The sequence below is a fragment of the Hymenobacter sp. R533113 genome (assembly GCF_056835965.1).
Map to the genome: position 1 here is coordinate 2020332 of NZ_JAKWBD010000013.1, position 20864 is coordinate 2041195.

Consider the following 20864-nt stretch of genomic DNA (forward strand, 5'->3'; position numbering starts at 1 on the left):
CCGGTGGCAGCCAGAAGTACACATAGAGTAAAAAACAGCGGCTGGGGGGCTTTTCTGCCGCTGGTTCTGCTATTTTTATCTTTAAGTGCCACTGGTGCTGAGTATAAGCCCTTACCACCCGCCCTGCGTTTCGGCCTTTCCCCCGACTGGCTAATCTTCGATGCTCCTCGCAACCAGTTAATTCTTTATCTGCCTGAGTATCATACGCCTGCTACTGCTTATTATCAATGGGTAAGTATTCGGCCCGGCCAAAAGCTGCCCATTACCTTCACTGCTCGCAAGGACCTGAGCATTTTTCTGGATAATCGGCTTGTCTTCACTGCCGCCACACCAGCCTCTTACTCCCTTGATTTAGAGAGACTTTTGCCCCCCGGCACCCCCGCTGGCATGCATTTGCTGTGTATATGGCATCCTACCATATCTCCCGACTTTTCTTCCTTCACCAATGCGCCCGCTGTGCCGGTAGTAGTAACAGGAAAAGTAGAGCCAAGCCCTTATCAAGCTCAGCTTCGGGTACGAGGCCACCAAGGACAAAATGTGTTTCTGTGCTTTCTCTTGCTAATCGGGCTGCTGTACGGTGGTATCCGAGCGGCTTATCAACCCGGTTTTGCACGCATCTACCAGTTCGACCGGCTTCTGGGTAAATCAAATAGCGACGAGGCCTTTTTGACTAAGCCCACTATTACTTGGCTGAATCTGCTGCTGGTATTCGTGTTCTCTCTTTCCTTCGCCCTGCTGCTGGTTGCTATTCACACTAACATTCAGAGTATCGTCATTCTGCGGCGGCTATTCGATGTGCCAGAGTCAGCCATTGTTGTTCGGGTATTGCTTTATGCGGCTTTGGTGGCCGGGTTTGTACTAGGCAAATACCTGTTCCTGGAGCTGATGGGCTACATCTTCGACGTCACTCCTTTGGTAATGGTGCAGTATCGGGAGTTCGTGCGCACCATTTTATTTATGGGCTTGTTTCTACCCATCGTAATGCTGTTTTATCTATCCCTCAATCAGACCCTACCCGAAACGGTTTTATGGATATCCAATGGGGTAGTTTCCTTGATGTTGGTTGGGACAATGGTGCGAGTTACACGTACCCTGCATAGTCGAACATCACTCCTGAATCTACATTTGTTTTCGTACCTTTGCGCCACCGAAGTAATACCCCTTACCATATTACTTAAGCTGATCGTTTTTACGTACTAATATCTTCAAACGCTGGCTTCACTGCCACGTTTTGCCCACTTTCCTATCGCTCCAAAACTACCCATTTACCCACCCTCTATGGCCGAGAGCAAAGACAAACCGGGGACGGGCCGACACGCCAAGCGTATCTCCAGCATTCTTGTCACCCAGCCGAAACCTACGGGCGACGTATCACCCTACTTCGCAATTGCTGATAGATATGGCATCAAGGTCGATTTCCGGGAGTTTATCCAGGTTGAGCCAGTCTCCTACAAGGATTTCCGCAAAGATAAAATCAATATTGCAGAGCATACGGCAATCATCTTTACCAGCCGCAACGCAGTAGACCATTTCTTTCGCACCTGCCAGGAGGCAAAGCTGGAAATGCCCGCCGAAATGAAGTATTTCTGCATTTCCGAGCAAACTGCCAATTATCTGCAGAAGTACATTGTACTGCGTAAGCGTAAGCTTTTTGTGGGTCAACGGACCGCCACTGATCTGTTTGATGTTATCAAAAAGCATAAAAGCGAAAAGTTCTTATATCCCTGCTCCGATATCCGCAAGGATGATCTCCCGGAGTTTATGCGGGCTAATAACTTCAAGTTCACGGAAGCAGTAATTTACCGGACTGTAGCCAGCGACCTCTCAGATCTGACAGACGTAAAGTACGATTGTATTGCTTTCTTCAGCCCGTCTGGAATCAGTTCACTGTTTGTCAACTTTCCTGATTTTGAGCAAGATGGTACCCGCATCGCCGCCTTTGGCCCTACTACGGCCAAAGCTGTGATAGATGCTGGCTTACAGCTGGATATTGAGGCTCCCCATCCCAATGCCCCTTCTATGACGGGTGCCATTGAGCAGTATATCCGTTATCACTATGGGCCTGACGCAGGTAAAGAGAAGAGCCGATCTGACAAACAAAACGCTTAAATCAGTATAACAGAGGCATTTTCATGGGCTGAACCCTCCAACCGGCTCATTTGATGCGCAGACTTTTTTCCATAGATTTGGAATCAGTTACGTAGGGTAGTATGTCCTACTTAAAATCTGTGCTAAAATTGGGTGCCTTTATGAAGAGATCTATACTGGCTGCTATGGTTCTGCTACTGGCAGCCACCAGCACCGTCGTTGCCCAACAGCAGCCGCAATTCAGTCATTACGGGTTTAATGGTATGTTTTTGAACCCCGCTTATGCAGGTATCAAAGGCCAGGGGGAAGTTCTGACTATAGTACGGGAGCAGTACTTTAATTATGGCGGAACCTTCGATCCAGGCGGTAACGATCGTACATTTTTATTATCTGCTTCTATTCCTGTCCGGATTCTGGGCGGTGGCGTAGGAGTAAATATTTATCGTAATACATTAGGCGAAGCTAGTGTTACGACTGCTGCTCTGTCTTACTCAAAACATTTCAAGATTGGGGAAGGGCTATTAGGTATCGGAGCTCAAGGGATATTTAATAATCTGGGTAAAGGCACATACCGGGCAAATGATGCTGATGATCCGAGTGTGCCTTTTGAAAGTTCCGACAGCAAGATTGATGCGGGCGCGGGTATTTGGTATGAGGCTCCTAAATTTTATGCGGGCTTGAGTATTAATAATTTATTAAGGTCTCGTTACCAGTTTCAAACAGAAAGCGGCCAGCGAACAGCATCATATATAGGAGAGAATCACGCTTACTTAACAGCGGGCTACAATATTGAGATTAGTTCTTCCGTTGTTGTAACGCCCACTGTCATTGGTAAGTTGGTCCTACCAGGGGAGTTTGGCGATGATGATAAGTTTACTTTCGACAACAACTCTTTTGAAGTGGGTGCACGGGCAACTTTGCAGGAAAAATATTGGGCGGGCGTAGGGTATCGTTATGGAGAGTCTTTCACTGGTCAACTAGGCATGAGTTTTGCGGAAAGCAACTCGTTTCGTCTTGGTTATGCATTTGACTTAATTGCATTTAATCAAGATGCAAGGGCATTTAGTTCACACGAAATAATGTTGTCCTATCGATTGCCTAAAATGGGGCCGGCTACCCGCCCTGCAATCCGCACACCCCGATATAGCTTCTAACTGACTGTAGCTTTTGTTTGTACTCCACTTATTAAAGCAACTTTATAGAATAGTTGCCTGTTTTGGCGCTATTTTTATGATATGAGTAGGAGCTTTATTAGCTATTTAAATGTTGCCTTCAGCTCGGGCACGAACCTTGCTTATTGTCACAGTAGTTGCTAAGTTTACCAATTGTAAAAATTGTAATCTTTTGGTATCGCCGCCCAACAGTCTTTTTAAACTTCACATGAATAAGTTTCTCAAATTGCCTCTTGTAGCCTTTTCGGCTCTGTTAATGGGAGGCTGTGGTTTTGGCAAAGGACCGCAGGGTGACCTGGTTGGAGCGGAGGATCGTCCAGATTTCAACCCGCAGGAAGTTCCTTTCGGAATGGTTCCTTGCCCAGGTGGCACATTCCATATGGGGCAAACTGATCAGGACATATCAGCTTCTATGGTCAACATGAATAAGCAGGTGACAATAGCCGGCTTTTACATGGATGAGACCGAAATTACGAATAACCAGTATCGGCAGTTTATGAATGCCATCCGGCAGGATTCAATTGATGTGCTGGGCGAGGAGTATGTGATGACGGAGCTTTACCCGGATACTACGGTATGGGTGCGGGACTTCACTTATCATATGGGTGACCCACTTATGGAGTACTATTATACCCACCCGGCTTTTGATGATTATCCAGTAGTTGGTGTCGACTGGTTCGCAGCTAAGTACTTCTGCAACTGGCGCACCAAGCATAAAAATGCAGCTAATGAGGAAGCTGGTTCAGCTCCCACTCCTAACTTCCGCCTTCCTTCCGAAGCTGAGTGGGAGTACGCCGCTCGTGGTGGCCGCGATTTAGCAACTTATCCTTGGGGTGGCCCTTATCTGCGAAACTCAAAAGGCTGTATGCTTGCCAACTTCAAGCCAGGTCGGGGCGACTATGCTAGTGATGGCTATGCTTATACCTCGGCAGTAGGAAGTTTCTTTCCTAACGACTTCGGTTTATATGATATGTCAGGTAACATAGCCGAGTGGTGCGACGACGCTTACATGGAAGCTTCTGTGCCGGTAGTTTGGGACATGAACCCAACTAATCCTGATGATAATGAGCCCCGCAAAGTAGTACGTGGCGGTTCGTGGAAAGACATCGCATATTTCCTTGAAACAGGAACTCGCAACTTCGAATATCAAGATTCAGCTCGTTCCTATATCGGATTCCGCACAGCCATGATTCAAATTGGTATGGGAACTAATCGCCGGTTGAATTAGAGCTTATTAAACATTATCACATTTTACATTTTCATCCATTCTTCATCCTTTCCAACCAACTTTTTTCAATTCTTATTTAAAATGGCAGCAAAAGGCGGTAATTTCTTCTTTGATGTGGTCATGCCCAAAGTTTATGGCATCGGGGCAGCGGTCGTAATCATTGGAGCATTGTTTAAAATTCTGCACTGGAAGGGTGCTGATTTGATGTTGATGGTAGGTCTGGGCACAGAAGCCTTGATTTTCTTCCTTAGCGCTTTCCAACCAACTTCCAAGGAGCCTGATTGGGGCCTCGTATACCCTCAGTTGGCTGAAGGTTATGATCCTTCCACTGGTGACCCGAGCTTCTCGACCAATAACAACAGCACGGGCCTGACTCGCAAGCTGGACGATATGCTGAAGGATGCCAACGTAACGCCAGCCGCTATTTCGTCTTTGGGTGAAGGCCTGAACCGTTTGAGCAATACTACGCAGCAATTGTCTTCGTTGGGTGAAGCTACTAATGTGACGGAAGAATATACTACGAAGGTTCGTACTGCTACTCAGTCGCTGGAGCGTATCACTGCTTCTTATGCTAACACGGCTGAGGCTATGGCTGCTATGTCGGACGCTACTTCCGATGCAAAAGAATACCATCTGCAAGTTCAGAACGTGACCAAGAACTTAGGTGCACTGAATGCAGTCTATGAGATGGAGCTTCAGGATGCTAACACGCACCTCAAGTCCATGAACAAGTTCTATGGCACATTGAGCCAGGCTATGGAGAACCTCACTGAAGCTGGGAAGGAAACTGAGCAGTTCAAGCAAGAGGTTACTAGCCTCACTACCAATCTTCATTCCCTCAACCGCGTTTACGGCAATATGCTGAACGCGATGCGTGCTACCAGCTAGTATTCTTACTACGATAGCCAATAAGGGTTCTGTCCACACAGTTATAGATTAGCAAAATAAAATGGCGGGAGCAAAAGAGACTCCACGGCAGAAGATGATAGGCATGATGTACCTGGTACTGACTGCTCTTCTGGCCCTACAAGTCAATTCAGCGATTTTGCTGAAGTTTAAATTTCTGGATGATAGCTTGCTGGGTGTCAATGAAAAGACTTCCACCGCTAATGCCAATACAGTAAAAGGTATTGCTGCAACCGTACAGAAAAACCAGAACCAGGCGCGTGACTTAGCGGTGCTCAAGCAAAGCGAAGAAGTACGCCAGCAAACGGCCAAGATGGTAACCTACCTTCGGGACGTTCGCGACAAACTCGTAACGTCTACGGAGAATACCAAAGGCAAGAACGAGTACAAGAACATGAGTGCTGAGGATAAGGTAGCCATCACTATGCTAGGTGGCAACCGCAACGGCGCTGCTTATCCGATGAAGGATGAGTTGAACAAGTACTCAGCTTATATCAAGCAGTATGTTCCTAACGCTGGACCACTGGCCCTCGATGCTAAAGAGGATCCAATGGTTATCGATCCAGAGCAGAAGAATAAAAACTTCGCTGAGCTGAACTTCGAGAATACTCCGTTGGTAGCTGCTTTGGCCGTGCTTTCACAAAAAGAGACTGAAGTATTGAAGCTGGAGGCTGACGCGCTAAGTGCTCTCGGAGCAAAAGTTGGTGCTCAAACTATTGTTTTTGATAAGGTTGGTGCATTTGCCAGCGCTGAGTCAAATACGGTAGCTGCTGGTACCAAGTACAAAGCTGAACTGTTCCTGACAGCTTCTGCCAGTACGTTGCGACCCTCTATGACCATGAATGGTAATCCAATTCCGGTAGGTCCTGATGGAAAAGGCAAAGTAGAGTTCACGGCTACTCCTGGTGGGTTTGATGCCGCCGGTAATGCTAAGAAGCAGTGGATCGGTACGGTTCGCTTCAAACAGAATGGCCGCGATACTACCTTCAAAGTACCAGTAGCTTATACTGTAACGAAGCCCGTAATGCAGATTCAATCTGCTTCAGTACAAGCTTTATACTTCAAGTGTGGTAACAAATTGAATGTACAGGTACCAGCTCTAGGTGCTCAGTACAAGCCAAGCTTCTCCGCTTCGGGCGCATCAGTTATTACAGGTGCCAAAACAGGCGATGTAACACTAGTACCGAACTCTAAGCAAGTGACCTTGAGCGTAAGCAGCAGCGGTAACGCAATTGGCTCACAGACTTTTGAAGTGCGTCCAATTCCTAAGCCTGACATTAAGTGTGTAGTTGGTGGCCGTGAGGCTAACGAGAAGCAGGGTACGCCAATTACGGCTGTCCGTAACATGAGCTTGAAGGCTATTCCGGATGCAGGCTTTGCTCAGTTTCTGCCTGAAGATGCTCGCTACCGGGTAACACAGTACGAGATTACGTTGGTTCGTGGTAAGCGTCCGGCTATGCCTGCTCGTACCATCAACGGTCCTGACGCTAACCTGAATGACGTTGTAAACTCGGCTCGTACAGACGACCGCTTGTACATCGAAGTAAAAGAAGTTCGCCGCTTGAACTTTCAAGGGCAACAAGAGGAAGTAAAGGTGTCGAAGCAGTTCAACATCCCGCTCATCTAGCCTCTCTTTCCTGAACTAACCGTCGCTTTTAATTGCTTATTACGGTATGAACAAATTCCTTTCATTCACTGCTCTGGCTGCCAGCCTTACACTGTCATTGACAGTTTCGGCTCAGGAGCAATCCACTACCGCGAGCAGCAACGGCTCGCACCGCCCCATTCCGAACTCGGACATTATGTTCAGCAAGACGATATGGCGGGCAGTTGATTTGCGTGAGAAGCAGAATAAACCGATGTTTTCAGAAGGCAAGGAAATTAGCCGTGTTATTCTGGACGCAGTAAAGCGCGGCGAGATTCAAGCTTACCGTAACGACTCGTTGACTAGCACTTATACCCCTGCTGAAGTTACGGCCAACATGTCGTTTGCAGAGTCGGCTAATGAGTTGAGCGAAGAAGAAAAGGCAGCGGGTTTCACCGAGGCAGACGCTAGCGCAGATGATGGTTGGGGCGCCCCTGCGGCTAAGCCTGCAGCTGGAAAGAGTGCTCCTGCTACCGCTAGTGCGCCAGGTAGCTACGAGTTACGCCCCAAGGATCTGTATCAGATGGAGTTGAAGGAAGATATGATCTTCGACAAGAAACGGTCGCGGATGTATCATGACATCAAGACTATCACCTTGCTAGTACCTTCTACCCTTAGTTCCAATACATCAGGTATTGAAAAGCCAATTGGTACGTTCAAGTATAGTGATCTGGTAAAGATGTTCCGCAACAACCCGGACAAGGCTATCTGGTTTAACCCACAGAATGACGCCCAGCATAAAAATCTGGCCGATGCATTTGAGTTATGGTTATTTAACTCGTACATCGTTCAGGTTTCTAATCCAAGCGATGCTCGTTTGGATGAGATTTATGGTAGCCAACAGCAAGGTATTCTAGCCTCGCAACAAGCTGCTGCTGACCTTATCGAATACGAATACAACTTGTGGAGCTTCTAAGCTTGAGATACTACAACAAAAAAGCCCCCCAGCTACATGGCTGGGGGGCTTTTTTGTTGTAGTATCTATTCGTTTGGCTCCTTTAGGAAAGTGCTAAACCTATTCTGTTGCTTGCTCTTGCTGCTCAAAATAGTTCAACAATACACGCGCTTTGGCTTTCCCTATTTCAGCGACCAGCTCCGCCTCGCTCAGCTCACGGATTTTTTTGACTGACTTAAACCTACTCAGTAGCTTATCAGCAGTTGCCGGGCCGAGTCCCTTCACATCAGTCAATTCCGTTTTGAGCGTTGCCGCATCCCGACGATTACGGTGAAAGGTGATCCCAAAGCGGTGTACCTCGTCGCGCATGCGCTGAAACAAGCGCAACGATTCACTTTTCTTGTCGATATACAGCGGTAAAGGGTCATTGGGAACATAGATTTCCTCCAAGCGCTTGGCAATACCAATGACTGGAATCTGACCCCAAAGACTAAGATCTTTCAAGGCTTTTACGGCCATGCTCAACTGGCCTTTACCACCATCTACAATAACTAGTTGAGGTAGGGAAGCTCCTTCATCCACGAGCCGACGGTAGCGGCGCGTTACGACTTCGTACATTGAGTCGAAGTCATTCGGGCCAACAACCGTCTTAATGTGGTAATGACGGTAATCCTTTTTGCTCGGCTTCGCATTGCGGAAACAGACCATTGCGGCCACTGGGTTGTCGCCTTGAAAGTTCGAGTTGTCAAAGCATTCAATGTGTTTAGGCAGTTCGGTTAAGCGCAAATCTTTTTTTATCGTCTCCATTATGCGAACCTCGTTCAGGTCTTTGGAGCGGTCATTCATGCTTTCCTTCTCTTTGCGCAGATAGAGCACGTTCTTGATGCTCAATTCCAGAAGCTTGCGCTTATCGCCGATTTGTGGGGTAGAGACGGTAATTCCCGGAATTGGGAGAGGAGGCAAAGTAACGTTGGTGAGAATCTCTTTTGAATCGCTCTCAAATTCCTGCCGCATCTGCATGATCAGGGGGAGCAAAATTTCTTCGTCAGTCTCGTCGAGCTTTTTCTGCACCTCCAACGACTGCGTTAAGATGATAGAGCCATTCATGACTTTCAAATAGTTGATGAAAGAACTCTTCTCATTAGAGGCAATCGAGAACACATCAATGTTCGATAGCGACGCATTCACGACTGTTGATTTAGCTTGAAAATCGTCCAAGCGGTCGAGCTTTTTCTTGAGGGTATGCGCGAGCTCATATTGCTGCTCCTGGGCAGCGGCCATCATACGCTCCCGGAAGTAAGACTTCGGAACCGTAAGGTTACCATTCAGAATGCTGCGAATCTGCTGAATATATTGGTTGTAGGTTTCCTCATCCTGTAAGGCTTCACAGGGACCTTTGCAGTTGCCCAAATGGTACTCCAGGCAAACTTTAAACTTGCCGGCAGCAACGTTTTCGGGAGTGAGATTATAGGTGCACGTACGCAGTGGATACAAGGCTCGAATCAGCTCCAGCACCACGTTCATGCCCGTTAAATTGGCGTATGGTCCATAGTAGTGCGAGCCGTCGTTGATCTTTTTACGAGTAGGAATAAGGCGGGGAAACCGCTCATTCGTTAAACATAGATAAGGATAGGTCTTGCCATCCTTAAGCAGGATATTGTACTTGGGCTGATGTTGCTTAATGAGGTTGTTTTCAAGCAAAAAAGCGTCGGATTCGCTGTCTACTATCGTGAATTCGATGCGCTTGATGTTCTTGACTAGCTGTTGGGTCTTCTTGTTATGATCCTGCTTGGTAAAGTAGCTGCTCACGCGCTTGCGCAGGTCCACAGCTTTGCCAACGTAGATAATCCCCTCATCATCGAAGTACTTGTATACACCGGGGCGATGGGGCAACTGACGAATTTGCTCTTGTAGATGGGCTTTGGCAGCCATAAGATGGTAATTAGACGCAGAATGAAAGTCCTCGTAGAGGTACGCAAATGAGTAACACGAAGGTGTACAGCGGAATTTCCAAAACCCACAAAGTAGCTATAAAAACGAAATCGTGGCTGGTAAAGCATACCAGCCACGATCTATACGTCTGTTAAAAACCAAATGGTGTCTTGACGCTTAATCCTCTAAATCTCCTGTCCATTAAGGATGTCAAGATCCGTCTGGTTTAGCTTCTGATCCACTGGAATGGTGTCGCGTTGGCCACCGTAATAACGGCTACAGTCAATTTCGATGCTCAACGGTTGCGCAGGCTTGGGGAAAGGCCCTTTGCTTACTTCCAGGCCCTTATCGCCGTATACTTTGCGCATAAACAGGCCATAGATAGGCAGCGCAGCGCGGGCACCCTGGCCATTGGAGCCATTGCGGAAGTGAATGCTGCGGTCTTCACCACCTACCCACATGCCGCACACCAAGTCAGGAGTAACACCCATAAACCAGGCGTCGGAGTAATTGGAGGTAGTACCAGTTTTGCCCCCCATCTCATACGGAAACTTAAAACCCGTCTTGAGAATGGTAGATGTGCCGCCGCGCTCGGTGGTAGAAGCTTGCAGCATATGCGTCATCAGGTAAGCAGTTTCCTCACTCAGGGCCTCACGGGTCTGGGGAACAAATTCGCGTAATACGTTGCCATTCTTATCCTCAATCCGCGTCACCATCATGGGCGAAGTCCACACCCCTTTGTTTACGAAAGTGCTATAGGCACCACATAGCTCATAGATACTCACGTCGCTGGAGCCAAAGCCGATTGCTGGTACCGCTTCGATAGGGGAGGTGATGCCTAACCGCCTGGCGTACGCAACAATGGTTTCGGGGCCTAGCTTTTGGACCAGGAAGGCCGTAATCGAGTTCATAGACCGCGCCAACGCCTGGCGGATAGTAAACGTGCGGCCTGAATAGCCACCTTCAAAGTTACGGGGCGTGTAAGCTGGCCGGCCTGCTTCGGCTGGAAAAGTGATGGCTAAATCCTGTACTTGGTAACAAGGGGAATAACCTTGGTCGATAGCGGCTGTATATACAATCGGCTTGAAAGTAGAGCCGGGCTGACGAGTGCCCTGCTTTACGTGGTCGTATTTGAAGTACTTGAAATTGGTGCCACCTACCCACGCTTTAATCTGACCATTCAAGGGGTTCATTGCCATAAAACCAGCCTGCAGGTAGCGCTTATAGTACGCCAAGGAGTCTAGGGGCGACATGGTCATTTCCTTCTCGCCCTGCCAGCTAAACACCATCATCTTATACTTCTTGTTCAGATAGTAGTTGATAGAGTCCTTGTTGCCTTCGAAGCGGGTATTAAGAGACTTATAGCGCTCCGTGCGCTTAATGGCATTTTGTAAGAAGTTTGGAATCAGGCGACCCGTTTCATCGCGCCACGGCTGTTGGCCCTTCCAATGCTGCGCAAACAGCTTCTGCTGCTGCTTCATATGCTCAGCCACTGCTGATTCCGCATATTTCTGCATCCGCGAGTCGATGGTAGTATAAATCTTCAAGCCATCAGCGTAAAGGTCGTGTTCGGTTTCGCGGCTCCACTGCAGAAGCGCTTTACTTACCTCCCGACGGAAGTATGGCGCAATACCTTTGTTGGCATTTTCTACATTGTAAGTCAGCGCAACAGGCTTGGCAGTGGCCGTTTCATACGATGCCTGATCAATGTAACCATACTTGCGCATCTGACTAAGTACCCAGTTGCGCCGTGTTTTGGCTCGTTCCGGGTGCTCTACCGGACTAAAGTAAGAGGGCGCATTGAGCACGCCAACTAGTAGGGCCGACTCCTCAAGGGTGAGGTTTTTAGGCTGCTTGTTGAAAAAAGTCTTAGCTGCTACGTTAATACCAAATGCATTAGATCCATACTCATTGATATTCAAGTACATGGTCAGGATTTCGCGCTTGGTATAATTGCGCTCCAGCCGAATAGCCATTATCCATTCCTTGGTCTTGATGATGAGCATGCGCAAGCCGGGCACATGGCTGAGCGTACCATCATTGAGGTCGGCGCGGGTACGGAACAGCACCTTCGCTACTTGCTGGGTAAGCGTACTGGAACCCCGCCGGATGCGCCCCGCTACATAGTAATACGGAACGGCAAACAGGCCCTTTAAGTCGATGCCCGAGTGGCTTTCGAAGCGGACGTCTTCGGTAGCAATCAGGCCATCAATCAGGTTTTGGGGCAGCTCGTCGTAGCCGACTGGGGTACGGTTTTCGCGGAAGTACTTGCCCATCAGCACTCCATCAGCCGAGTAGATTTCGGAGGCCAGCTCGCTCTTGGGGTTTTCCAGCGTTTTGAGGTTGGGCATCCGCCCAAACAGATTCATGAAGTTGACACTCACGGCCAACACATACACGAAGAAGCCAATTAGCCCGAAGCTAAAAAGCATCCACAGGGTGCGCGTGAGGCCCGTGAAGCGTCCCGACCGATGGGGCTTACGTGGCTGAGTTTTGGTTTTAGTGGCAGGAATAGCCATTCTTGAAGAAGATTATAAGCCAGGAACGCGAAATCAAAAATGAAAAGTGTAGTGCTGTGGCGGCCGTTGAAAGCTGACTCGCCCGAGCCCAACTAGTTTCAATTCTTAATTTCTCTTTCGTAGAAGCGTTGGTACTCAGCTAAATCCTTGGTTTGGAGTAGCAGTGGGAGATTATCAATACCGATAACCAGGATTTGGTAACCCGCGCCGCGCAATCGGCTTAGCGGCGACTGCGGCCCGCGCAGTTTGAGGGCGTAACTCTGCGCCGCTTTCTGGACCGGCAATGTTTGTACTACTATCAGTTCGACTGAGTCGCCGAGGGCAGTGGGCTGCACTTGTAAGTTGTTGGCGCGGTAAAAGCGGTTATTATAAGTAGCAAAAGCGGGCGGCAGAGTAGCTAAAGTAGCTGCTCCTTTTGGGAAAATAAGCACCACCGCATGCCCTGTGGCTGGGTTATTCAGGTAAGGAGTAGCGCTCGGCTCAGCCGGAGGAGTAGAATTGCCCCCCACCGGTGCTGAAACATTGGGTTGGGGCTGAGCTGGCATTCTTGCAGGTTCTGCTGCTGGAGCTGCACTAGGTTTGGCTACGACTTCGGCTGGTGCTGATTTCGCAGGCGTTATAGCTGGCTGCCTCACAGGAGCCGCATTTGAAGCCGCAACCGATGGCGCTGGCACTTGTGTAACGGGCACCACTGGCCGGTTTGCCGGGGCTATTTCTACGCGGCGGCGAGTGTCTACTTCACCGGGCCGAAAGGCAGATACGGGGGGCTTTTCCGTCGAGGCTAAGGCGCCACTAACGCTACCCGCTTTATAGTCCTCATACGACTTGAGCAAAACGGCTGCTTGGGGGGCCAATGAACTGCTGGGATAGTCCTTGTAAAACTTTTGTACTGCTGCCTGCGCCGATAGTGGCGGTTGAGTCCGGATAGTAAGTAGCGTGCCAAGAAAAGCCACCCGGTCGTTCAGCCCGTTTTTCGGGTACTGGCGTTGCACTTGGGCAAGTAAGTCCGCTGCTTTTTGGAAATCCTGCTTTTTATAAAAAACAAACGCTGAGTCAACTAAGGCTCCTACCTGTGCGTTGGCCTGCGAGGTACGGCGCAAATATTCCGGGTCACCCACCAAACGGGCGTAGGATGAATTGGGAAACGCTTGGCGTAGCCGCTGGCCATATACTTCAGCCTTGGGGTCATTCTGATCTTTGTAAATTAAATACAGGCTATAGTATACTTCGGGCAAATGCGTGCTGTTGGGAAAGCCCGCTATCAACTTATCGTAGGTCTCGGCGGCGCGAACGGGCTCCCGTAGCTGCTGGTTATAAATGCCCCCCAGTGCGAATAGAGCCTCTTCCACTTGCTTCTGCGAGGCTTGTAGCTGCGGCGCTGTAAGCGGAATATTCTGCCGGTACTGGGCCACTAAACCTCGCTCAAACCCAGCAGCGCCGTTAGTAGCAGCGGAGGAGCCATTCGCAGCATTTCCACTGGTGCTGGCAGTACCAGGATCGGCAGTTGGCACGTTTCCGCCCTGATTAGTAGCAATTGTACCAGCAACCTGGCTGCTCACCCGCCAGTTGTCCTGTAGCTGCCGGTCGCCCCAACGGCGAAGAAACTCTGAGCGGGCCGTGCTCAGCGCCGCCGGATTGTCGAAGTACCATTGGGCGCCGGTGCCTGTATTGGCGAATGCCACCGGATCGATGTCAGGATTGCCGGCGCGGGTCGCGCTGACGCCAGTATAAGCCTGCGCCTGTTGCTGACGAACTTCCTGCGCCTTTTCGGCGGCTACTAATCGGTCGGCTTGCTGCTGGCGGGAAGCAACCTCCACTTTGGCATACTCCGTGAGCCGGGTGCGCAGGACTACCGTATCCAGCCGAGCTAATGCCTGCAGGCTATCCTGTGTTTCGATAATGGTGATTTGTCTGGCAAATTCCTGTAAAATCTGGGCGCGCTCGGCTGTAGCAGCGTACTCAGGCGCCGTGGGGGGCAAATTCTGCACGGCACTATCGTAGTAAGCCGCCGCCAGCTGATACCGCTGAAGGTTGTCGTAGTAGATGCGACCCGCCAGCAGATAGGTATAGGACTTTTGGACCCGGTTGGGCGTCGGAATACGTAATGACTGCTGCACGAGCGCCAGCGCCTCTGGATAGCGCTGCTGACGATAGTCGAGCCGCGCCATCTCATATAGAACCTTGTCGCGGTACTCCTTATTATTAGGGTCCTTGAGTAGCTTGGCAAAGTACTTATCCAGCCGCACCCGGTCGGTATTCAAATCAGATACCTGACCCAGCAGCAGCTTAGAGTAGAAATCCAGCTCGTAAGGCGGATTGCGCTTCAGAATCTGGTTCAATTCAGCATACGCCTCTTTGTCCTGACCTTGGGCCTGATATAGCTGCGCCAGAATGTAACGGGTGCGTGAACGCTCATTTTTGGGCTTGATATACGGAATGGCCTTATTCAGATTCTCAATGGCCAGTTTCGGGTTTTCGGTGAGCAAATGATACTCCGCACGGGTCAAAAACAACTCGCGCGCGGTGCTCTCGCGGCCTTCTTCCTTATCCAGCACATCCGACACAGCCGCAGCATTGTCGTACTCTTTCAGGGCTAAGTAAGTGCGCATGAGCCATATCAAGGCTTCCTGCTTGACATTGGCGTCTTCGCTACTTCCGTTGATATAGCGGAAAGTCTTAGCCGCTTCCTCGTACTCCTTTTTATAGTAGCGCGCCTTGCCGATAACAAGGTAGCTGTCGTCCGTCCAAGCGCTGCCCGCATGGTACTGAAGAGGCAGAGAAGCTTTTTTGATGATATCGTCGAGGTCAGCCGTTACTTTGGTTACCGTTGCCTCGTCGAGGGTAGGGAAGAGGGGCAGGAAACGGTTGTAGTCGTTGATGCGAGCTGCATAAAGAGTAGCCTCCGTAGCGCGCAGCTTTTCACGGGCGAGAAAAAAGCCATTGTCCCGCGCCACGATATTCTGATACGTGCGGCCGACTACTGATTTGCGCTCCGAAGAGCAGGCACCCATGCCCGCCACCAGTAGCAGCAAAGCCAGCGGAATTGAAAACAGCCGAAAGAGCGAAGTAGTAGTCAAAATAGAAATCAAATCAAGGCGGTGGGTTGGCAGTTTAACGCACCCTTGTAGCCGATTCGTTCGGCGAAGCTGGGGGGCATTTTCTTCTCAACGTCGGGCTCCGGGTAAAATTACGGCTTTTTCCCTGCCTCCTTTTCAACCCCACGCAATACTAAGGAATTGCTACCTGCATTTGTGTGTTGAAAAGTCATACTTTTGCCCCCCATCCTACTATTTGTGATGCCTACCCCTGTTCCGCCGCCCGATAAGCCTGCTAACGCCAATCCTGACCGCCTGCGCGCCTTTGCCAAGTATTCGGGGCTAGGGTTTCAGATGCTGGCCATTATTGGTTTGAGCGCCTGGGCGGGCACAGCTCTGGATGAGCGTTTTCAAAATGACCGGCCGTGGTATACCATTGTATTCATGCTGCTGGGCGTATTCGTGGCTATGTATCAGGTTATTCGCTCGCTTACCCGGGATTCATAATGCTCTCGAGTTCATTACTAGTGAAGTATCTATAACTAAGCACCACTCATAAGGCACCACTCTACACCCGATGATTTTCCTGCGTCAGTTTTTCCTTTTTTGCCTGCTTCTGGGGGGCATTTTTTATGCTTTATTCAGTCAATTCGGAGAGGCGGTCATTCATCCGCTCACCATTTACGTATTCGGGTTCTTTGCTCTCCTGACACTTATTACCTACTGGGTCACTTCCCGACTCATACGCGCCAACCCAGATAATTTCATGGGCGCCTATTTTGGATCTATGGTCGTGCGTCTGTTATTGTCAGTAGGGCTGGTACTCGTGTTTCTATATAAAGGAGGCGCCCAAGAGCGCCCAGGGCTATGGACGTTTCTGGGGGGCTTTTTTATCCTGTATTTTCTGTTCGCCGGGTTTGAAATCTGGAGCGTCCTGAGTAACTTGCGCCCGTTTTCAAAACAGGGTTAGTCTAATATCCTGCTCCCACCTAAATTACTCTGAATGAAGCGTTTACTGATAGCTCTCTTTTGCATTCTTTCGCTTCCCGTTTTTGCCCAAGAGCCAACGCCCACGATTGAAGAAGCTACCGACTCGGAAGCCTTCAGTCCCGGCGAGATGATTCTGCACCACATTGGCGATGCCCACGAGTGGCATTTCGCTACTCTTGGCGATGAGAACGAGCACGGTATCCACTTCACTATTCCGCTGCCCATTATTGCTTTCCAGCCCGGCAAAGGACTGAATGTATTTTCCTCGTCGCAGCTCGCGGAGGGCAAAACTTATAATGGCCTGAAGCTGGAGCACGAGCACCTCGTAGTAGAAGACAATGGAAAGGTTTACGACTTCTCTATAACTAAGAATGTTGCCTCGCTGATGCTGAGTGCTGCTCTATTGCTGGGTATCTTTTTTACAGTAGCGGGTCGTTACAAAAAGAATAAGGGTGGTGCTCCAAAGGGAGTACAATCCTTCTTTGAGCCAATTATCATCTTCATTCGTGATGAAGTTGGCAAGAAAGCCATCGGCCCTAAGTACGAGCGCTACATGCCGTATTTGCTCACCGTTTTCTTCTTTATCTGGTTTAGCAATCTGTTGGGCTTGCTGCCAGGTGCCGCCAACCTCACCGGTAACATCGCCGTGACGTTGACTTTAGCGGTCCTGACTTTACTTATCACCTTGTTCAGCTCCAACAAATATTACTGGGCTCACATCTTCGCTACTCCCGGCGTGCCCAAATTGCTGTTACCCATCATGATTCCAGTGGAGCTTATTGGTGTAGTGGTGAAGCCATTTTCGTTAATGGTTCGTCTCTTTGCCAACATTACGGCCGGCCATATCGTGATTCTGAGCTTCATCAGCTTAATTTTTATCTTCCAAAGCGTATTGATTAGTCCTGTCACACTCGCTTTCGGCTTGTTCATCAATATGCTGGAGCTGCTGGTTGCCATTTTGCAGGCATACATCTTCACCTTGCTCACCGCCATGTACATCGGCGGCGCCGTAGAGGAGCATCACCACGATGCTGACCTGCAGATTGGCGGCGACAACTCGGCTACTCCAGCACACGGCCATTAAGCCATTTCATTTACATTCCTCATCCTGATTTTTTCGTTTTTCACTTCCCTCTAATTTTTGTTTTATGCTTCTTTCTCTGTTTTTGCAGGCTGTCAGTGACGTTTCCAATTCGGTTGGTCTAGCCGTAATGGGTGCCGGTATCGGTGCCGGTCTGGTTGCTCTTGGTGTTGGTCTGGGTATCGGCCGCATTGGTGGTAGCGCCATGGAAGCCATTGGCCGTCAGCCCGAAGCTGCAGGTCGCATCCAAACTGCTATGCTGATTGTGGCCGCTCTGATCGAAGGTCTGGGCTTGTTCGCAGTCGTAGTCTGCTTGCTGATTTCCTTCAACCTCTAGAGATAGGGGCACCCGCCTGGGCAGCCCGCTGCGCGTCGCTTCGGCGCACGGCGCGGCGGGCTGACTTGGCTTTTTAGTAGTGAGTATTTAGTAGCTGGTAGTTGGCACTGAATATAAAATCCACCCACTGCATCTGAAGTGCTGCCAGTTTATTAGCGAGCAGCACTAACTACCAATTACCTTTTACTGACTACCCCATACTAACTACCGCTTTATGCCTCCCTTAGTAACCCCCGAATTAGGCCTGATTTTCTGGCAGTTGGTCATTTTTGGCTTGGTGCTGTTTCTGTTGGCCAAGTTTGCCTGGCGTCCTATTCTCGCTTCTCTCAAGGAGCGGGAAGATTCGATCGAAAGTGCTTTACGCATGGCTGACCAAGCCAAGCTGGAAATGCAACAGCTGAAAGCCGGCAACGAAAAGTTGTTGACAGAAGCCCGCCAAGAGCGCGACAAGATCATGCAGGAAGCCTCCCAAATGGCTAATCAACTGATCGAGCAAGCCAAGAACAAAGCGAATGAAGAAGGCGGCCGCATGATTGTGCAGGCCCGCGAAGCCATTCAGAACGAGAAAAATGCCGCGCTGGCCGAAGTGAAAAATACGGCTGCCCAGCTCTCCATCGATATTGCCGAGCGCATTCTACGCCGCGAGCTAGCCGACTCTGGCTCCCAACAGCAATTGGTAGACTCGTACTTGAAGGACGTAAAGCTTAACTAAAGAAGCTAGATAGAGAAGTGAGAGGTTAGACACGAGAAGTACGACCCAACCGGGTTGTTGCGACTTCTGTCAGGTTTCTCACTTCTCATGTCTAACCTCTCACTTCTAAGTAAAAATAATGTCTGAACAACGAGCCGCTTCCCGCTACGCTAAGTCCATGCTAGACTTGGCCCAAGAGCGAGGCAATCTGCCGCAAGTGAAGGAAGATATGGATCTGCTGGCCAAAACTATGGAGCAGAATCGTGACCTCCGTCTCTTACTGCGCAACCCCATTGTGAAGCACGATAAGAAGCTGGCTATTCTACGCGCTATTTTCGGTGGCAAGGTGTCGGAGGTGACGGAGAAGTTCTTCACTATCATCACTCAACACAACCGCGAAAGCGCCCTAGAGTGGGTAGCTACTGAGTTTCAGAGTCAATATGAACACCTCCGTGGTATTCAGGTGGCCCAGGTCACAACGGCCCAACCCCTAACTCCAGCCCTGCGCGAGGAAATAACCCAACTGGTACGCCGTCAAACCGGCCTCCAGAGCATTACGCTCACCGAGAAAATCGACGAATCACTCATTGGCGGCTTTGTGCTGCGCATAGGCGACCAGCAGATTGATGACTCGGTGCGCAACCGCTTGCGCAAGCTGCGCGGCGAGTTTACGAAGAACCCCTACCAACCCCAACTATAACGCATCATGGCAGAAGTACGTCCGGATGAAGTATCCGCCATCCTGCGGGAGCAGTTGTCCAATTTCAAGACCGCAGCCGAACTAGAAGAAGTCGGTACGGTGCTGCAGGTGGGCGACGGTGTGGCCCGCATCTACGGTCTGGGCAATGCCCAGGCAGGGGAATTGTTAGAATTTGAAAACGGCCTGCAAGCCTTGGTTCTTAACCTCGAAGAAGACAATGTGGGTGCCGTAATGCTCGGTGACTACAGCGAAGTTCGCGAGGGAGCCACGGTGCGCCGCACGAATAAAATTGCCTCCATCAAAGTGGGTGAAGGTATCATTGGCCGCGTGGTAAATACGCTCGGCCAGCCCATCGACGGCCGTGGCCCTATTGCTGGTGAAGTGTACGAGATGCCCTTGGAGCGCAAAGCTCCTGGTGTAATCTATCGTCAGCCGGTAACTGAGCCCCTACAGACTGGTATTAAGGCTATCGACGCCATGATTCCTATTGGTCGTGGCCAGCGCGAGTTGATCATCGGTGACCGTCAGACCGGTAAATCAACCGTAGCGCTTGACGCTATCCTGAACCAGCGCGAGTTCTTTGAGCGTGGCGAGCCTGTATTCTGCATCTACGTAGCCGTAGGCCAGAAGGCTTCTACCGTTGCTCAGGTAGTAAATGCCCTCCAGCGTGGTGGCGCCATGGATTACACAGTGGTAGTGGCCGCTTCGGCTTCTGACCCCGCGCCGATGCAGTTCTTTGCGCCCTTCACGGGTGCCGCTATCGGCGAGTTCTTCCGCGATACCGGTCGTCCGGCGCTGGTCGTGTACGATGACTTATCGAAGCAGGCCGTAGCTTACCGTGAGGTGTCACTGTTGTTGCGTCGTCCTCCAGGCCGCGAAGCGTATCCTGGCGACGTGTTCTATCTGCACAGTCGCTTGCTGGAGCGGGCCGCGAAGATCAACGCTTCTGACTCCATCGCTCAAGACATGAACGACTTGCCCGAGAGCATTAAGCACTTGGTAAAAGGCGGTGGTTCGCTAACGGCACTTCCCCTGATTGAGACCCAGGCAGGCGACGTGTCGGCCTACATCCCAACCAACGTAATCTCGATTACGGACGGACAGATTTTTGGAAACCAACTTGTTCAACTCCGGTGTGCGTCCTGCTATCAACGTGGGTATCTCGGTGTCGCGTGTGGGTGGTAACGCTCAGATCAAGTCGATGAAGAAAGTGGCTGGTACACTGAAGCTGGACCAGGCGCAGTTCCGCGAGCTGGAAGCTTTCGCCAAGTTCGGCTCCGACCTTGACGCTTCCACTAAGCTCACCATCGAGCGTGGCCGTCGCAACCTGGAGATCCTGAAGCAGCCCCAGTTCTCGCCCGTAAAGGTGGAAGATCAGGTAGCTATCATCTACGCTTCTACCAATGGCTTGCTGGATAACGTGCCCGTTGAAAAGGTTCGCGCCTTCGAAACGGAGTTCCGTCAGGTAATGCAGACCCGTCACCCCGAGGTTCTACAGTCACTGAAGGCTGGTAAGCTCGACGACAGCATCACCAACGCTATCCGTCAGGTAGCCAAAGATTTGTCGGCGTCTTACGCGAAATAATTTTAGAACTGCATTTCAGCGTCGCTTTTTCCTGTCCTCATGAACAATTACCCTAAAAAC

15 protein-coding genes and 1 pseudogene are annotated in these 20864 nt (G+C 50.1%); 13 read left to right on the forward strand and 3 right to left on the reverse strand.

Going from position 1 to position 20864, the window contains the following annotated elements; genetic code table 11:
- The first annotated feature begins 3 nt into the window (after positions 1-3).
- The 7 genes from MKZ35_RS18270 (at position 4) to porN (ending at position 7955) form a co-directional block, all read left to right on the forward strand.
- Entirely contained in the window at positions 4-1200 is a 1197-nt protein-coding gene (locus tag MKZ35_RS18270) for a DUF4271 domain-containing protein (protein WP_482514617.1), read from the forward strand.
- Between the two features lie 78 nt (positions 1201-1278).
- Positions 1279-2109: a uroporphyrinogen-III synthase gene (locus MKZ35_RS18275; RefSeq protein WP_482514618.1), complete on the forward strand. Its 831-nt coding sequence runs from the start codon at positions 1279-1281 to the stop codon at positions 2107-2109.
- A gap of 140 nt (positions 2110-2249) precedes the next feature.
- Entirely contained in the window at positions 2250-3242 is a 993-nt protein-coding gene (locus MKZ35_RS18280; protein WP_482514793.1) for a PorP/SprF family type IX secretion system membrane protein, read from the forward strand.
- 226 nt (positions 3243-3468) lie between these two features.
- On the forward strand, positions 3469-4488 hold the full coding sequence (porK, locus tag MKZ35_RS18285; RefSeq protein ID WP_482514619.1) for a T9SS ring complex lipoprotein PorK/GldK: 1020 nt from the start codon (positions 3469-3471) through the stop codon (positions 4486-4488).
- A 120-nt stretch (positions 4489-4608) separates the two neighbouring features.
- Positions 4609-5376 (forward strand): type IX secretion system motor protein PorL/GldL, encoded by a 768-nt coding sequence (gene porL, locus MKZ35_RS18290; RefSeq protein WP_482514620.1) that lies wholly within the window; start codon positions 4609-4611, stop codon positions 5374-5376.
- Between the two features lie 61 nt (positions 5377-5437).
- Positions 5438-7021 carry a type IX secretion system motor protein PorM/GldM gene (gene porM, locus MKZ35_RS18295; protein ID WP_482514621.1) on the forward strand — a complete coding sequence of 528 codons (1584 nt, stop codon included), beginning with the start codon at positions 5438-5440 and terminating at the stop codon, positions 7019-7021.
- Positions 7022-7067: 46 nt separating this feature from the next.
- On the forward strand, positions 7068-7955 hold the full coding sequence (porN, locus tag MKZ35_RS18300; RefSeq protein WP_482514622.1) for a type IX secretion system ring subunit PorN/GldN: 888 nt from the start codon (positions 7068-7070) through the stop codon (positions 7953-7955).
- Positions 7956-8054: 99 nt separating this feature from the next.
- Here porN and uvrC read toward each other — a convergent pair whose 3' ends face one another.
- The 3 genes from uvrC to porW all read right to left on the reverse strand — a co-directional run bounded on the left by uvrC (position 8055) and on the right by porW (position 15474).
- Positions 8055-9866 carry an excinuclease ABC subunit UvrC gene (gene uvrC, locus MKZ35_RS18305; RefSeq protein ID WP_482514623.1) on the reverse strand — a complete coding sequence of 604 codons (1812 nt, stop codon included), beginning with the start codon at positions 9864-9866 and terminating at the stop codon, positions 8055-8057.
- A gap of 185 nt (positions 9867-10051) precedes the next feature.
- Positions 10052-12385, reverse strand: a complete 2334-nt coding sequence (locus tag MKZ35_RS18310) for a penicillin-binding protein 1A (RefSeq protein WP_482514624.1) — start codon at positions 12383-12385, stop codon at positions 10052-10054.
- 98 nt (positions 12386-12483) lie between these two features.
- The gene (porW, locus tag MKZ35_RS18315; protein ID WP_482514625.1) at positions 12484-15474 is read right to left on the reverse strand and encodes a type IX secretion system periplasmic lipoprotein PorW/SprE; all 2991 of its coding nucleotides are present in this window, start codon (positions 15472-15474) and stop codon (positions 12484-12486) included.
- Between the two features lie 207 nt (positions 15475-15681).
- Here porW and MKZ35_RS18320 point away from each other — a divergent pair, with 207 nt between their 5' ends.
- From MKZ35_RS18320 to atpA, 6 genes and pseudogenes are all read left to right on the forward strand, one after another.
- Positions 15682-15927, forward strand: coding sequence for an AtpZ/AtpI family protein (locus tag MKZ35_RS18320; RefSeq protein ID WP_482514626.1), 246 nt, complete (start codon positions 15682-15684; stop codon positions 15925-15927).
- A 496-nt stretch (positions 15928-16423) separates the two neighbouring features.
- Positions 16424-17494 carry a F0F1 ATP synthase subunit A gene (gene atpB, locus MKZ35_RS18325; RefSeq protein ID WP_482514627.1) on the forward strand — a complete coding sequence of 357 codons (1071 nt, stop codon included), beginning with the start codon at positions 16424-16426 and terminating at the stop codon, positions 17492-17494.
- A gap of 64 nt (positions 17495-17558) precedes the next feature.
- Positions 17559-17828: an ATP synthase F0 subunit C gene (atpE, locus tag MKZ35_RS18330; RefSeq protein WP_084443863.1), complete on the forward strand. Its 270-nt coding sequence runs from the start codon at positions 17559-17561 to the stop codon at positions 17826-17828.
- A gap of 214 nt (positions 17829-18042) precedes the next feature.
- Entirely contained in the window at positions 18043-18540 is a 498-nt protein-coding gene (locus tag MKZ35_RS18335) for a F0F1 ATP synthase subunit B (protein WP_482514628.1), read from the forward strand.
- Between the two features lie 118 nt (positions 18541-18658).
- Positions 18659-19219 (forward strand): ATP synthase F1 subunit delta, encoded by a 561-nt coding sequence (gene atpH, locus MKZ35_RS18340; protein WP_482514629.1) that lies wholly within the window; start codon positions 18659-18661, stop codon positions 19217-19219.
- 6 nt (positions 19220-19225) lie between these two features.
- Positions 19226-20804: pseudogene (atpA, locus tag MKZ35_RS18345) on the forward strand (F0F1 ATP synthase subunit alpha).
- The last annotated feature ends 60 nt before the right edge of the window (positions 20805-20864 follow it).